Raw genomic sequence first — 14,966 nt, forward strand, 5'->3', positions numbered from 1 at the left:
AATCGACACCGTTTCGAGCAGGAAATCGGTCCGGTCGGCGCCGCCCGGATTCACCGATACTCGCCGGAATGCTGTCTACTCGACGCCCGATGCCCGGCTCGCCGCACCCGCGGCCGCGGTCACCGCGAGGGCGAACACCACGTAAGAGACGACCAGCCCGCCGGTGGTGCCGGCCGAGCTCAGGGTGCCGCCGACGACGCGGCCCAGGAGCTGGCCGACGCACTCGGCCGTGATGACCGCGGTGGCCAGTTCCGCGGCCGTGAAGCCGCTCGAGCCCGCGGTCGTCGCGCGGATGTACAGGCCGGGATACGCGAGCCCGACGCCGATCCCGGCCACCGTCCACGCGCCGAGCACGACCCCGAACGACCCGCCGAGGGCGAGCTCGACGGCCGGCACGGCCGTGCCGAAGGCGGTCAGGCTCAGGCCGATGACGGGAAACGCCGATGTGCGGCGCGTGACCAGGAGGCTCGTCACCGCCCACCCCAGCGGGGCGGCGCTCAGGACGATCGCCGCCCGCCCGAGGCTCATCCCGAACCCGCTCGTCAGCAGCACCGTGATCAGGCTGTCCGCGCCGAAGTAACCGACCGCGAACAGCACCATCGCCCCGAGCGCGGCGGGTGTCCCCCGCCGCAGCCGCGCGGTGCCCGCGGGCAGGATCGTGCTCATCCCCGCCACGGTGATCAGCGCGCCGGCGATCGCAAGCGGCCACCACCCCGCGCTCAGCACGACGCACGCCGCACCCACCGGCACCGACAACGTCCGGCCCAGCGGGCGGGGCGCGGCTTCGGCGGCCGGGTCGTCGCGGACGGCGCGCACCACCAGCAACCGTCCGAAAAGGACGAACGGTACCGGCACGAGCAAGCTCCAGCGCCAGCCCACCAGGTGCGCCAGGCCCAGCGTCGCGGCCGGGCCGGCCAGGGCGGGCACGATCCACATCGCCGACGACGCGGCGACCACCCGGATGCGCAGCCGCTCGTCGAGGTGCCGGATCGCGGAGCTGATCCCGAACACCGCCAGCAGCCCGCCGGCCAGGCCACCGGCGAACTGGCCCAGCGCGAACACCCACGCCGCCCGGGCGGACGCGGCCAGCGCGAGGCCGCCGAGGTAGGCAAGCATCCCGGCGGCCAGCGTCCGTCTCGGGCCGAGGCGGCCCAGCACCCGGCTCGCCAGCGGGAGCGCGACGAACAACCCCAGCGTCGAGCCGGCGATCAGGAGCCCGAGCCGACCCCGCGCGTCCAGCTCGACGGCGACGACGGGCAGCAGCGTGGACGCGACGAACCCGGTCACCGCGGCCGCGAACTCGAGCGCGACGATCCCCACCGCGAGCACCGGCGGGGCACCACTCACGTGTACAGCTCTCGGTCGTACCGGTTGATCTGCACCCACACGCCGTCGGGATCCCGGACGCGCACCGAGTGGCCGAAGCCTTCGTCGGTGACCGGCTCCGGCTCGAACCCGGCCGCCCGCAGGCGATCCGCGACGTCTTCGAGGGGCTCGTCGGCTTCGAAGGCCAGCTCGCACCGGCCCACGTCCTCGTCGGATCCGCGGTGCAGGGCCAGCATTCCGCCGTCGGCGGGCAGCTCGATCCAGCCGCCGGGCCGGGACGCCGGCCCGGCCTCCAGGCCGAGCGCCCGGTAGAACCGGGTCAGGGCCTCGACATCCGAGCTGTAGCGGATCGGCATCACGCGCATCATGATCGCTCCTCGGTGCGTCGCAGGTACTCCTCGAGCGCGTGCTCGACGAACGCCGAGAGCGACTCGTCGGCGTCGACGGACGCGTGCTTGACCCGCCTGATGAGCTCGTTCGGCAGGTAGACGCTGAACTGCCGCTTGTCGGGTGGAGGCATGCCCGCATGCTAGCATGCGGGCATGACCGCTTGCGGGCATCGCGTCGGCCCACCGGTGTTCCACAATGGACCGACGGCCGACTCCGTTGCGGCACCGCGCTTTGCGCAGATTCTTGTCTCCTCGTGACGCCCTGGGCACCCCGGCATCAGCCGCACCCTCGACGAGCTCGCCGACCGCGCGCTGCACCTGCTGTTCGGCCCGGCACCGACGGCGGACCAGATCGCGGCCTACTCGCTGATCAGCGACCTGGGCGTGGTCACGCGCCGCCTCGACGCGCTCCCGGACGACGAGCTCCGGGCCGTCCTCACCCGGCTGTGCCTGCGGGTCTTGCGGGACTGAGGCGCGCGGACGGGAAGTGCGCGGCGCGGGCTACTTCGCGCCGGCCGAAGACCCGGCCTGGACGGCGGGGAACCTCACCCCGGTGAGGTCTTCGGAGACGGCCCACAGCCGCTGCTGGACGGCCACCTCGTACGACTCCGGGCTGGAGGTGACCAGCCGGGGGTGCCCCATGATCTCGTTGCGTCCGCCGGGGCCGTAGTACTGGCCGCCGAGCACGGCGGGGTCGGTGGCGGCGCGCAGGGTCGGCAGCGCGCCCATCGCCGGTGTCTGGGTGATCAGCGGCGCGAGCCAGGTGAGCGGAAGCCGGAGGGCCGCGGGGGTGTTGCGGGCCAGCTCGGTGCTGGACATGCCGGGGTGTGCGGCCACCGCGACGGTGGTGCCGCGCGGCGCGAGCCGGCGTTGCAGCTCGTACGTGAACATCAGATTGGCCAGCTTGGACTGGCCGTAGGCGGCGACCCGGCCGTAGGACCGCTCCCACTGCAGGTCGTCGAAGTGGATCGCGGCCCGGATGCGGTGGCCGGTGCTGCTGACCGTCACCACGCGCGAGCCGGGCACCGGCAGCATCAGGTCCAGCAGCAGCCCGGTGAGCGCGAAGTGGCCGAGGTGGTTGGTGCCGAACTGCGTCTCGAAGCCGTCCCGGGTGGTCTGCTTCGGGGTGTACATCACGCCGGCGTTGTTGATCAGCAGGTCGATCCGGTCGAGCCGGGACCGCAGCGCCGCCGCCGCGGTCCGCACGGAGTCGAGCGAGGTCAGGTCCAGCGCCTGCACGGTCACGTCGCCGGTCATGCGGGCCGCGGCCCGCGCACCCCTCTCGACGTCGCGCACGGCGAGCACCACGGACGCCCCTCGCTCGGCGAGCGCCTTGGCGGTCTCGTACCCCAGTCCGGTGTTCGCCCCGGTCACCACGGCCACCCGCCCGCGCTGGCCGGGAATGTTCGCCGTCGTCCACTTCTCGCTCATGTCAGGCTCCCGGTAAATAAAGTACCGAAGGTATCTTTCTCCTCCGACGGTAAAGTACTTCCGGTACGTTGTCAACGTACCGGCGGTACCTAAGTTAGGCTGGCACTCGTGACTTTCCAGCGGGCGCGAACCGAAGAGCAGCGGGAGGCCCGCCGGCGGGCGATCCTCGACGTGGCGTCGGCGATGCTCGACGAGATGCCCGTGGCCGCGGTGACCTTGAACGAGCTCAGCCGCCGGGTCGGCCTGGCGAAGCCGAACGTGCTGCGCTACTTCGAGTCTCGCGAGGCGGTGCTGCTGGACCTGCTGGACCGCTTCCTGCAGGAGTGGCTGACGGCACTGGCGGGCGAGCTGGCCGCCGGCATCGGCGAGAACCCGCCGATGGCCGAGCGAGCGACCGCGGTGGCCGAGATCCTCAGCAGCTCACTCGCCGGGCGGGTGGTGCTGTGCGACCTCTTCGGCGCACAGGGCAGCGTCCTGGAACACAACGTCTCCGTCGAGGTCGTCGCCCGCTACAAGCGCGCGTCCCTCGGCCACCTGACAACCATGACCGCCCTGATCCGGCGGTACCTGCCCGAGCTGGGCGAGAACGCCGAGCTGTTCAGCCTGCAGACCATGGTCATGGCCGGCGCGCTGTCGGCCTACAGCACACCCCCGCCCAGCCTGCGGGCGGCCTACCAGGCCGAGCCCGAGCTGGCCCGCTTCCACTTGGGACTGAAGGACTCCCTGAATCAGGCCCTGACCGCAACCCTCCTGGGCGTGCTACCCCGCCGCTGACCGGCGTTGCACTGTGGACAGGCCGGCCCTCGGGGTTTCTCGCGCTCGGGCGGCAAAGAGGCCGGGGCGCTCCGGGCAACCACTTCGGACTCCGCGTCGACGCTCGTCCCGCACCCGGCGGAACCGGCCGATCGAAGTGGCCGGAGCCGCAGCGAGCACGGCCGGACATCCGAAATTCACGATCTTGGTCTCACCCTGGGTGAACGACTACAGCAAACGGAGCAGCGGGTCTAGGTCAGTGGCCAAAAAAGTGACGTGCGTCATCCTCCCGAGTATTGATCCTACCCGTTGTGAGTGAGCCGTCACGACCTCTACAGTGGCCCCGCGTGGCTCCCGAGAATGAGTCACGCACTCCCATTGGATTCGGTCCCCGAACCGTCACTTTCTTCAAGGAGCAAGCCTTGCTTGGAAACGCCATGAGCGGGGGCGGGGTTCGCACTCGCCGTGCCACGCTCGGGCTCGCCCTCGTCGTCGCGGCCGCCACCGCCCTCACCGGCTGCAGCGCGCTCGGCTCGGACAGCTCGAACGCCTCGTCGACCGGGGGCGGCAGCCTGGAGAAGACCAAGATCAAGGTCGCGATCCTGCCCACCGTCGACACCGTCCCGTTGTGGCTCGCCCAGGAGGGTGGTTACTTCAAGGCCGAGGGCCTCGAGGTGGAAGCCGTCACGGCCGCGAGTGGCCAGGCGGCCATGACCAAGGCGATCTCCGGCGAGGCCGACATCGCGATCTCGAGCTACATGCCGTTCTTCGTCGCGAAGAGCACCGGCGCGGCCGACCTGCAATTCGTCTCGGACGCCACCTCGATCAGCACGAAGTCCGTCGCGATCGTCACCGTGCCCAACTCGCCGGTGAAGAAGATCAACGACCTCGAGGGCAAGCGGATCGCGATGACCGCCAAGAACACCGCGAGCGACCTGCTGGCCAAGTCCCAGATGAAGGACCACGGCGTCAACATCGACAAGGTGACCTGGGTCCAGATGCCGTTCCCGAACGTCGCGGCGGCACTGGCGGCGGGTCAGGTCGACGCGGCCTTGCTGCCCGAGCCGTTCCTCTCGCAGGCCGCCAAGACCGCCGGCGCGATCCCCGTGGTCGACGTCAACACCGGTGCCACCCAGGACTTCCCGCTGTCGGGCTACGCCTCGACCAGGAAGTGGGTGCAGGCCAACCCGAAGACCCTCGCCGCCTTCCAGCGTGCGATGGCGAAGGCCACCAGCGACACGACCAACGACCGGTCCAAGATCGAGCCGATCCTGGTCAAGTACGCCAAGATCGACGAAGGCACCGCGAAGCTGCTCAACCTGCCCGCGTTCGTCGCCAAGCTGGACGCCCGGCGCCTCCAGCGCGTGCCCGACCTGATGCTCCAGATGGGCGCGATCACGACCGCGGTGGACGCCGCGTCGATGATCGCCCCCCAGGTGACCAATTGACGTAGCGGACCCGCTCCGCCGAACAAGGCCGGCCTGGCCGACTTCCTCCCCTCGGGAGGTCGTCGGCCAGGCCGGCTTTTGTCCGTGACGTCATCGCGCCGGCCGGAAGAAGCAATGCCACTCCCCCGCCACCGGAGGGCGGCGGCGCTCAGCTCCGGCGGCCGCGTGCCCCGACGGTCATCCAGCTGTAGTCCACAAAGGACGGCGTCTCGTACACCGCGTACGCCTCGTCGAGCACTTCCCGGGTGACCAGGCCGGTGGCGAGCGCGTGCTCCTCGACCAGCTTCGTCGTGTTCTTGAGCCAGCCCGCCAGTGGCTGCCCGCCCCGCGCCGGCAGGACCACGCCCTCCGCGGCGCAGTCGAGCAGGCCGGCCGCCTCGAGCGGGACCGGCAGGGCGCGGCCCCACTCCGGGGCGGTGCCGACCCGGTCCGCCATGACCCGCGCGAGCGCCGCCATGGTCTGGCGGGTCGCCGGGTGCGACGACAGCTCGGGCAGCGTGACACCGATCTCGACGAGCAGCCACCCACCGGGCTTGAGCCACGACGACAACCGCTCGATCACGGCCTCGCGCTCGGGCAGGTGCTCCAGCACGAACCGGGTGTGGATGACGTCGAACTCCCCGGGCGCGTCGTCCGTGGTGACGTCGTGGTGCAGCACGGTCACCCCGAGGTCGGCGAGCGGGCCGAGGAACGCGAGGCTGAGGTCCGTCGCGACCACGTTCTCCGGGCCGGCCAGCTCGGCCATCCTGGCCGCCACCGAGCCCGCCCCGGCGCCGATCTCCAGGCACCGCCACCCCGGCCGCACCCCGAGGCTTTCGAGCTGCCGGAAGCTGAACGGGTCGAAGCTCTCTTCCAGCAGGCGGAGCCGGCGGCGCTCGGCCTGCGCCTGGGTGTCGACGAAGTTGTTCCAGCCGATGGTCTGTGACATCCGGTGTTTCCTCATTCGATCAGATCGGGCGACGACGCATCGTACGGCTCGCTGCGCCGCGTCCGACAGGGCCTTAACCGCCCTTTTTTGCCCCGTTCCGATAAAGCCGGCCGGACGAACGCACCGGCGATCACAAAAGCCGTCGTCGCGGCCCGGTGACGCCTCTCCGAATTGGACCGACTGGCGTAGTCACCACGGCCGGACGTGACGGGTATCACGGTGCAGCCGGTCTGCGCACTATCCACGCCGGACAAGCAACCGGCGAAATTCACTGCAACCAATCTCCGTCACAGGCAGTCACAAACCCTGGTGCACGAGATGTTGGTAGCCACTTTTCGCAATAGTGTCAAATCATTGGTGACTCTGTCGGCTCCTACGCTAATCGGGTTATCCACCCTGCCACGAACGGTCGCATACCAACGTCGGCCGCGCATTCGGAGCAGTTGCGCTGCGTACAGTCCGACTAGGCGAAGAGGGTCGAACACCTTCGAGCGGTATTGCTTCGGACGCGATCTCACCGTAACTTCTCCCACGATCAGTCGCCCTTGGCCGGTCCTCCCGCATCATCCCCCCGTCGACGACCGCGCCGGGCCACGCCTTTGTCGGTTTCATTGTCGCGTCCGAAAGAATGGATTCCAGCACGATGACGGATCTCGCGTTGCCGGTGAACGCCGCCCGAAGCAGGAGCATCGGGTCGCTGGAGGCCGCTGTCGAGCGGTGGGCGGCCGAGCGGCCCTCCGCCACGGCGTGCTCCGCGCCGGACGGCGTGCTCGACTTCGCCGGCCTGGCCGAGCGGACGACGGCGATCGCCGGGGCGCTGGCGGCCGCCGGAGCGGGGCCGGGCACCACGGTCGCGCTGACCACCGGACGGTCCCGGCTGGCCGTGGCGAGCCTGCTCGCCGTGTGGCGCCTCGGCGCGACGGCGTCTCCGCTGGACGAGCGGCACCCGGCCGCCCGGACCGCCGAGGTGCTCGACGACGCCGGGGTGTCGCTGATCCTCGGCCGGCGGCCTCCGGGCGCGCCCGCCGACCTGCCCGTCCTCGACCCGGAAAGTGCCCGGGGCGGGCCGTTCGCCGCGGCCGGGGGCGAGATCGCCTACCTCATCCACACTTCGGGCAGCGCGGGGCGGCCGAAGGGTGTCGAGGTCACCTACGCGGGCCTGGAAACGGTGCTGGGCGCCATGGGCACCCTCCACATCGGACCGGGCGGCCTCGGGATCAACCCGCTTTCGCCGGCGTTCGACGGCTGGCTCTGGTGCGTGCTGCTGCACCTGCTGAACGGTGTCGGCACGGCGATCCTGGACCTCACCGACGACGGCGAGCACGTCGACCTCGCCGGCCGGATCGCCGCGGTCGCGCCGCGCACCGCCAGCCTCACCCCCTCGCTGCTGGCCTCCTGCGCCGACGCGCTCGCCGGCGCCGAGGTCGTGGTCGTCGCCGGGGAACGCTGCCCGCGCGGGTTGCTCGAGGTGCTGCTGGCCCGGCACCGGGTGCTCAACGTCTACGGCCCCACCGAGGCCACCATCGCCGCGACCTGCGCCGACAGCGCCCGCGGCGACGACGTCACGACCATCGGGCGCCCGCTGCCCGGTTACCTGGCCCGGGTGCTCGACGCCGACCTGCGGCCGGTGCCGGCGGGCACCAGCGGTGAACTGTGCCTCGGCGGCACCGCGCTCGCCAGGGGCTACCGCGGCGACCCGGACCTCACCGCGCGCCGGTTCGTCACGGTGGACGGGGAGCGGCTGTTCCGGACCGGCGACGAGGTGCTCGCCCGTCCGGACGGGCAGCTCGAGTTCCTCGGCCGGCTCGACACCCAGGTCAAGGTGCGCGGGTTCCGGATCGAGCTCGGCGAACTCGAGCGGGTCGTGGAGCAGCTGCCGGCCGTGCTCGCGGCCACGGCGTTCGTGCGGACCGCAGGCGGCACCCTCGGCGTCGCCGCGGTGCTCGCCGACGGGCACGACCCGGTCACCGGCGCCCTGCTCGTGCGCGAGCACTGCCGGACGTTCCTGCCCGAGCACCTGCTTCCGTCCACAGTGGACTTCGTGCCCACGCTGCCCTACACCGACCGTGGCAAGGTCGACCGGGCGGCGCTCGCCCTGGCCGCCGACGCGGCCCGGCCCGCCGGCCGGGCACCGGCCACCGCCCGCGAACACGAGGTCTGCGCCGTCTTCGCCGAGGTGCTGGACCAGCCGGTGGCCGACGTGGCCGCCGACTTCTTCGAGCTCGGCGGGCACTCGCTGCTCGCCGCCCGGATGGTCGCCGCGCTGCGCAAGCGGACCGGGCTGCGGGCGTCGATCCCGTTGCTGCTGGGCAACCCCAACCCGGCCGCGCTGGCCGCGGAGCTGGACCGGCTCGCGGAGGTGTCCGCGTGAGCGGCTGGGTGGTGCCGTGGCACCCGTCCCCCGCCGGCCGCCCGACCCTGGTCTGCGCACCTCCCGGCGGTTCCGGCTGCAACCGTTTCCGCGGCTGGCAGGCCCGGCTCGGGCTGGCCGTTTCGGTCGTCGGCGTGCAGCTACCCGGGCGGGAGAACCGGTTCGCCGAGGAACATCCGGCGACCTTCGCCGACGCCGTCGCCGCGGTCGCCGCGGACCTCGCCGAGCTCCGCGCGGGTGCGCCGCTGGTCATCGTCGGCGAGAGCTTCGGCGGCCTGCTCGCCTACGAGCTCGCGCGGGCGACCGGACCGGACGCGCTGGTGCTCGCCGCGACCGAACCCCCGGGCAACCGGTCGGCCGCCGAGCACCTGGTCATCGACGAGCAGATCCTGCGCGACCTGTTCGTCTCCGGCCCGCCCGAACTCCGCGATCTCGACGAGGACAGCCAGGAGTTCCTGCTCGACGTGCTGCGCCGGGACGACAAGCTCGCCGACACCCACGTGCTCGCCGACAAGTTCCAGGTGGACTGCCCGATCCACGCCTGGTCCGGAGACCTGGACGCCGTGGTGCCCGGGCACCTGCTCGACGGCTGGGCCGGCTACAGCACCGCCGGCACCACCCGGCGGTCCTTCGCCGGGAGCCACACGTTCCTGACCGACCTCGCCGACGAAACCGTGCCCGCACTGGGGAGCCTGCTGTGCTGATGGACCTGACCGACGACCTGAGCTTCGCCGGCACCGAGTTCTGGCCGCACTTCGCGTGGCTGCGCGAGCACGATCCGGTGAGCCGGCACCCCGACGAGCACGGGGGCTTCTGGGTGGTCACCCGGTACGCCGACGTGCTGTCGGTCTACCGCGACGCGGCCGGGTTCAGCTCCCGGCACGGGATGCGGCTGGGCACCAACCGGACCGCGGTGGACGCCGTGACCGGGCAGATGCTGATCGTCTCCGACCAGCCGGACCACGCGCAGCTGAAGACGGTGCTGGCCAAGGGGTTCTCGCCCGCCGCGATCCCGCACGCGGAGGACCTGGTGCGCACCGTCGTGCGCGGTCTGCTCGACGACGCCCTGGCCGCGGGTGAGGTGGACGTCGTGGAGACCGCGCGCCGGCTGCCGACCCGCGTGGTGTGCGCGCTGATGGGCGTGCCGCGCGAGGAATGGGACTGGCTCGGCGGCACGATGAACGACGCCTTCGAGGGCGAGGACGAGCAGAGCAGGCTCGCCGCGCACGCGGAGATCTTCCTGTACTTCTCGGAACTGGTGCTCGACCGCCGGGACAATCCTGGCGACGATTTTGTCAGCCGTATCGCCGCCGACCGGCGGTCCACAGCGGACGGCACGAAGCGGCCGCTGACCGACACCGAAATCGTGGTGAACTGCAACGGTGTCCTCGCGGGTGGCAACGAGACCACCCGCTACTCCGCGGCCGGCGCCGTGCTCGCCCTGATCGAGCACCCGGACCAGTGGGCCGCGCTGCGCGCCGATCGCACGCTGCTGCCGAGCGCGGTCGAGGAGGTCCTGCGCTGGAGCACCCCGGGGGTGCACGTGCTGCGCACCGCGACCGCGCCCACCACGATCGGCGGCGTCGACATCGCCGAGGGCGACCGGGTGACCCTGTGGAACGTCTCGGCCAACCGCGACGACGCCGAGTTCGGCGACGCCGGCCGCTTCCGGGTGGACCGCACCCCCAACCGCCACCTCGCCTTCGGCGGCGGCCGCCACCAGTGCCTGGGGGCACGCCTCGCCCGCATGGAGCTGACGGTGTTCCTGGAGGAACTGCTGAACCGCGTGGCCGCCGTGGACATCGTGGGCGAACCCCGCTACACGGCGTCGAACTTCACCTGGGGCGTACGCGAACTGCCCGTGCGCCTGACCGCACAATTTTGACGAGCCGGAAACCCTTTTCGAAGAAAGTCATCCGAATGGAGGAGTCATTTCCCGGACCGCGGCCGCTCAGCCAAGTCGGCCAACTCTTTGACCGGCCAATACTTTGACCGGCATACTGCAAACATGGAAGCGCAGACATTTCCGGCCAGCCCTGACGCAACCCGGGAGTTTCTCGACGCCCGCCGCGCGGTGTTCCGCGCGATCGACTCCGACCACAAGCGCGGGGTCAGCGCGAACAGGATCGCCGACATGGTCTCGGGCGCCATCAGCAGGCCGATCGTTCTGGCTTACCTGACCGCGGAGCAGCTACGCCGCGACGCGCGCGAAGCCGTTCGTGCGGCCCAACTGGAAGAGAAGGTGAACGTCGGCGCCACGGGCGAAATCGGGCGCGGCGCCCGGGTCGTCTACGTGGCACTGACGGCCGACCCCGGCGATCTCACCGACGAGGATTCCGCTTCCCTGTTCACCCGAGTAGCCGATGCTCTGCGATCGGCCGGCATCGCACTCGCCCGCCCAGGCGACGACGTCACCGCCGAGGCTTTCCGCGACGGCCGGCAGATACCCCTCCGCCGGCTCTAGCGTATTGCGCGCACCGGGCTGCCGATCCCGGATCAGGCCAGTGAAAAGGGCGCCTTCACCCGCGTTGCTCTCGACCGCGGGTGAAGGCGCCGATTCACGGCCCTCCCCGCCGCGCCGGCTTTTCGCCAGTCATTCCTCCCGCAAGTGCTCCAGGCTCGCCGTCCGCCACAGCGCCGGCAGCGTCGCGGCCGTGACGCCCAGGACGGCGACCGCCGCTGTCGCCGTCAGGGCCAGGATCGTCGAGACGTCGACCACCATCGGGCGGCGGACCACCAACGTCAGCAGCAGCCAGTCCAGGACGAGCCCGGCGAGCACCGCGATGACCACCGCCACCGCGACCGGGATCGCCATCTGCCACAGCAGTGACCGGGCCAGCACGCCGCGCCCGACGCCGTTGGCCATCAGCGCGGCCAGGCTGCGGCGCCGTTCCCGCAGCTGCTCCCACGCGGCGATCATCAGGCTGCCCGCGGCGAACAGCAGCACCAGGATCGACCCCACCGACAGTACGCGGGTGATCAGCGCGTAGGTGCCGTCGTCGCCCGTGCCGAGCGAGTAGACGATCCCGTTCCAGCCCAGCGCCCCGACCGCGTTGCGGACCTGCTCCACCAGGTCCGGGCCGGCCGCCGGGATCGTCACGTTCGAGACCAGCCCGACGCTCGTCGCCGTGGCCAGCGCGCCCGGGGTCACGAGCAGCGCCGCCGGCCGTTCCGTTGCCACCGCGTGGAACCGGTCCACCGGGACCGTCCACTGTGGTGCGACCGCCGGGTCCGCGCGCCGGGCGCCGTCGAACCAGGTCCGGTCGCCGGGCGCCGGGTGGTATTCGCCCGCGGAGGGGGTCCCGATGGCGAAGACGTCGCCGTCGCGGCAGTCCCCGGCCGCGCCTTCGGACCGCAGTTCGGCGCAGCTGCCGAGGATGAGCGGGATCTCCGCCCCGGCCGCGTTCGTCAACCGGCCGTGGGTCTCCACCGGCACGTCGCGCGCTCCGGGCAGCTCGCGGAGGGCGGCGGTGAACGCCTGGACGTCGGGGAGGCTCGACGCGAAGTTGCTGCCCACCAACCGGACGGTCCCCGGGTCGGGGCGGTCGGTCTCGGCGCGGGCGTAAACCCCTTGCAGGGCAATCGATCCGGCCAGCACCACGGCGATCCCGCTCACCAGGCGCGCCGCCGTCGCGCCGTCCAGCTGCAGCCGGCGGACGGCGAGCAGCCAGGCGGGCGAGCCACCGCGCAGCCGGGCGGTGATCCGCTCGACCAGCCACGGCAGCACGAGCGGGACGGCGATCAGGATCAGCACCACCCCGGCGACCACCGCCGAGTCCCGGGCGTCGGTCGCCGCGCTTTCACTGCGGGCCACCAGAAGCACGCCACCGACAACCGCGGGCAGGGCACGCCACCACAGCGCCCGCCGGGCCCGGGTCCCGCGGCGCACCACGCCGAGCGGCTCGATGACGACCCGCCGCAGCGCGAACACGGCCACCGCGCACGCCAGTACCGGCAGCAGCACCACGACCGGGAGGCCGAGCCGCCAGTCGGGCACGACGTCACCGCCGAAGACGCCGCCGCGAAACGCGGACACGGTGATCAGCGGGACGAGGGCGCGCACGAGCAGGAACAGGGCCCCGCCGACCACGAGCCCGGCGACGGCGCCGAGCACCGCCTCCCCGGCGGCGATCCGGCCGATCTGACCGCGGTCGGCGCCGACCAGGCGCAGGGCCGCGAGCCGCCGGTCCCGCGACGCCGCGGCGAGCCGGGTGCTCGTGGCCACGAAGACGAACACCGGGACGAGACAGGTCGTCGCCCCCAGCACGACCAGCAGCAGTTCCAGCGAGGTCAGGTCGCGGTGGCCGGCGAGCGTCCCGCCGGTGCGGCTCACCACGACGGCGTTCGGCTGCGCCGCGGCGGTGGCGGACCCGAGGTAGAAGTACAGCTCGTTCGGGCCGGTCAGCCCGGCGTCGCCGACGCCGCCGATCACCCGCTGCGGGAACCGCGGGCGCAGCTCCGCCCCTTCGGGCGACGCCAGCAGGTCGGCGAGCGCCGGCGACAGCACCGCTTCGCCGGGTCGCGGCAGCCGGTCCACGCCCGGGAAAGCGGGCGGGCGCGCCCCGGTCCGCTGCACGAGGAAACCCTGCAGGCCCCGGCCGCGGTACTCGTCCGTCAGCCCGACGAGGTAGACGGGATCGACGCCGGCCGCGGGTGCCGCGTCCGCGAACGCCGCCCGCGCCGCGGCCCGGTCTTCCCGGGCGCCGAGCAGGTGCGGCACCGACGTCGCGGTCAGCAGGACGGCCACGCCCAGGCCGACCCCGGCCGCGGTGAGCGCGAGGCGCACCAGGGCCGTCCGGGCGCCGCCGCCGCTGAGCGCGAGCCGCATCCCCAGCACCAGGTCGTCGCACCAGCGCCGGATCACCCGGTCACCTCGAGCTCGCGGGTGCGGCCGTCGCGGACGACGACCTCCCGGTCCGAGTAGGCCGCGACGCGGGGTTCGTGCGTCACGAGGACGATCGCGGCGTTCCGCTCGCGGGCCGCCGCCGTCAGCAGCTGCATGACCTGTTCGCCGTTGAGCGAGTCCAGGGCGCCGGTCGGTTCGTCGGCGAAGACGACCCGGGGCCCGGTCACCAGCGCGCGGGCCACGGCCACGCGCTGGCCCTGCCCGCCAGACACGTCACCCGGCCGCTTGCCGGCGATCTCCGTCAGCTCGAGCTCGGCCAGCATCTCCCGGGCGCGGCCCGCGGCGACACGGCCGCGCTCGCCGTTCAACCGCAGGGGCAGGGCGACGTTCTCCAGGCAGGTCAGCTCCGGCACGAGCTGGCCGAACTGGAAGACGAACCCGAAGTCGCTGCGGCGCAGGGCGGAGCGGGCGCGGTCGGTCATCCCGGCCAGGTCCGCGCCGTGGTACCGGACCGTCCCGGCGTCGGGCCGGACGATGCCGGCCAGGCAGTGCAGGAGTGTCGACTTGCCGGACCCGGACGGCCCCATCAGCGCGACGACCTCCCCCGCCCGCACCCGCAGGCTCGCCGCCGCGAGCGCTTCCGTCGGGCCGTACGCCTTGCGGAGATCGGTGGCTTCGAGCAGGACGCCGGTCACGCGATCTCCTTCGCCAGCTGGTCGAGCCGGGCGGCGGTCAGCTCCAGCCAGCGGAGGTCGGCCTCGAGGTGGAACAGCGCGTGGTCGCAGATCAGCTGGTCGACGAGGTCGCCGCCGGTCTTGCGGCGGGTCAGCTCGCGCATCGCGTCGAGGTGCGCCGAGCGCTGGACGTCGAGCACCTCCGACGCGGGCCGGCCGGACAGCAGCGCGAGCACGACCTTGGTGTAGAGCGTGTTCTGCAGGTACGCGTCCGGCTTTTCCGCGGTGGCGAGCCAGCCGCCGACGTCGGCGACCCCGGCGTCGGTGATCGCGTACCGCTTCCGCTCGGGCCCGCCGTCGACCTCGACGCCGTCGGCCTCGACGAGCCCCTGCTTGAGGAGCCGCGCGAGGGTCGAATACACCTGCCCGTAGTGGACCTGCCGGTCGTGCCCGAACCGGTCGTCGTAGGCGCGTTTCAGGTCGTAGCCGTGGCGTGGGCCGCCTTCGAGGAGCCCGAGCAGGGTGAGTCCGATCGACATGCGCAGGACTATACACCGCGAGTATATCGCGGGTTTATACACCCGGTTCATAGCGCGCGACGACGACGAACACCACGGTGGTCGTCACGATTTCGCGGACGCACGGCCGGCTGCCGGGGACGCACGCGGTCCCGATCCGGCGCACCGAAACCTCGCGCCAGGACCAGGTCCCGGCCGCGGCCGGGACCGGGACCGGCGTGCCGAGCGCGAGAACGGCCAGGACGGCCGGCAGCAGCACCGTCCCCCGCAGGCCGCGGCGCC

The 14,966-nt window shown here is 72.3% G+C and carries 15 protein-coding genes; 6 read left to right on the forward strand and 9 right to left on the reverse strand.

The window, feature by feature from the left end; translation table 11 throughout:
* Nucleotides 1–75 precede the first annotated feature (75 nt).
* From OG494_RS18725 to OG494_RS18740, 4 genes are all read right to left on the reverse strand, one after another.
* Complete coding sequence (locus OG494_RS18725) at nucleotides 76–1,347, reverse strand: MFS transporter (protein ID WP_328457405.1); 1,272 nt, start codon at nucleotides 1,345–1,347, stop codon at nucleotides 76–78.
* The gene (locus tag OG494_RS18730) at nucleotides 1,344–1,694 is read right to left on the reverse strand and encodes a VOC family protein (protein WP_328457407.1); all 351 of its coding nucleotides are present in this window, start codon (nucleotides 1,692–1,694) and stop codon (nucleotides 1,344–1,346) included. The genes OG494_RS18725 and OG494_RS18730 overlap by 4 nt, the downstream gene beginning before the upstream one ends.
* Nucleotides 1,691–1,846 carry a CopG family transcriptional regulator gene (locus OG494_RS18735; protein ID WP_328457409.1) on the reverse strand — a complete coding sequence of 52 codons (156 nt, stop codon included), beginning with the start codon at nucleotides 1,844–1,846 and terminating at the stop codon, nucleotides 1,691–1,693. Before OG494_RS18735 ends, OG494_RS18730 begins: the two co-directional genes overlap by 4 nt.
* 370 nt (nucleotides 1,847–2,216) lie before the next feature.
* Nucleotides 2,217–3,146 carry an SDR family NAD(P)-dependent oxidoreductase gene (locus OG494_RS18740; RefSeq protein WP_328457411.1) on the reverse strand — a complete coding sequence of 310 codons (930 nt, stop codon included), beginning with the start codon at nucleotides 3,144–3,146 and terminating at the stop codon, nucleotides 2,217–2,219.
* Nucleotides 3,147–3,254: 108 nt separating this feature from the next.
* On the opposite strand from OG494_RS18740, the gene OG494_RS18745 reads away from it, so the two are divergent.
* Together OG494_RS18745 and OG494_RS18750 are read left to right on the forward strand one after the other, a co-directional pair.
* Nucleotides 3,255–3,920: a TetR/AcrR family transcriptional regulator gene (locus OG494_RS18745; protein ID WP_328457413.1), complete on the forward strand. Its 666-nt coding sequence runs from the start codon at nucleotides 3,255–3,257 to the stop codon at nucleotides 3,918–3,920.
* A 416-nt stretch (nucleotides 3,921–4,336) separates the two neighbouring features.
* Nucleotides 4,337–5,347 (forward strand): ABC transporter substrate-binding protein, encoded by a 1,011-nt coding sequence (locus OG494_RS18750; protein WP_328458969.1) that lies wholly within the window; start codon nucleotides 4,337–4,339, stop codon nucleotides 5,345–5,347.
* A gap of 148 nt (nucleotides 5,348–5,495) precedes the next feature.
* On the opposite strand, the gene OG494_RS18755 is transcribed toward OG494_RS18750, so the two are convergent.
* Nucleotides 5,496–6,275: a class I SAM-dependent methyltransferase gene (locus OG494_RS18755; protein ID WP_328457415.1), complete on the reverse strand. Its 780-nt coding sequence runs from the start codon at nucleotides 6,273–6,275 to the stop codon at nucleotides 5,496–5,498.
* A 628-nt stretch (nucleotides 6,276–6,903) separates the two neighbouring features.
* Between OG494_RS18755 and OG494_RS18760 the strand changes: the two genes are divergently transcribed.
* From OG494_RS18760 to OG494_RS18775, 4 genes are all read left to right on the forward strand, one after another.
* Nucleotides 6,904–8,646, forward strand: a complete 1,743-nt coding sequence (locus OG494_RS18760; protein ID WP_328457417.1) for a non-ribosomal peptide synthetase — start codon at nucleotides 6,904–6,906, stop codon at nucleotides 8,644–8,646.
* Nucleotides 8,643–9,350, forward strand: coding sequence for a thioesterase II family protein (locus OG494_RS18765; RefSeq protein ID WP_328457419.1), 708 nt, complete (start codon nucleotides 8,643–8,645; stop codon nucleotides 9,348–9,350). Before OG494_RS18760 ends, OG494_RS18765 begins: the two co-directional genes overlap by 4 nt.
* Entirely contained in the window at nucleotides 9,350–10,531 is a 1,182-nt protein-coding gene (locus tag OG494_RS18770) for a cytochrome P450 (RefSeq protein WP_328458970.1), read from the forward strand. Before OG494_RS18765 ends, OG494_RS18770 begins: the two co-directional genes overlap by 1 nt.
* A 123-nt stretch (nucleotides 10,532–10,654) precedes the next feature.
* Complete coding sequence (locus OG494_RS18775; protein WP_328457421.1) at nucleotides 10,655–11,110, forward strand: hypothetical protein; 456 nt, start codon at nucleotides 10,655–10,657, stop codon at nucleotides 11,108–11,110.
* Between the two features lie 129 nt (nucleotides 11,111–11,239).
* Here OG494_RS18775 and OG494_RS18780 read toward each other — a convergent pair whose 3' ends face one another.
* The 4 genes from OG494_RS18780 to OG494_RS18795 are packed head-to-tail and all read right to left on the reverse strand — an operon-like array spanning nucleotide 11,240 to nucleotide 14,943.
* Nucleotides 11,240–13,510 (reverse strand): FtsX-like permease family protein, encoded by a 2,271-nt coding sequence (locus OG494_RS18780; RefSeq protein ID WP_328457423.1) that lies wholly within the window; start codon nucleotides 13,508–13,510, stop codon nucleotides 11,240–11,242.
* Nucleotides 13,507–14,187: an ABC transporter ATP-binding protein gene (locus OG494_RS18785; protein ID WP_328457425.1), complete on the reverse strand. Its 681-nt coding sequence runs from the start codon at nucleotides 14,185–14,187 to the stop codon at nucleotides 13,507–13,509. Before OG494_RS18785 ends, OG494_RS18780 begins: the two co-directional genes overlap by 4 nt.
* Nucleotides 14,184–14,705, reverse strand: coding sequence for a PadR family transcriptional regulator (locus OG494_RS18790; protein ID WP_328457427.1), 522 nt, complete (start codon nucleotides 14,703–14,705; stop codon nucleotides 14,184–14,186). Before OG494_RS18790 ends, OG494_RS18785 begins: the two co-directional genes overlap by 4 nt.
* Nucleotides 14,706–14,739: 34 nt before the next feature.
* Complete coding sequence (locus OG494_RS18795; RefSeq protein ID WP_328457429.1) at nucleotides 14,740–14,943, reverse strand: hypothetical protein; 204 nt, start codon at nucleotides 14,941–14,943, stop codon at nucleotides 14,740–14,742.
* Nucleotides 14,944–14,966: the final 23 nt, after the last annotated feature.

It is taken from the genome of Amycolatopsis sp. NBC_00438, assembly GCF_036026695.1.
Taxonomy (GTDB): Bacteria; Actinomycetota; Actinomycetes; order Mycobacteriales; family Pseudonocardiaceae; genus Amycolatopsis.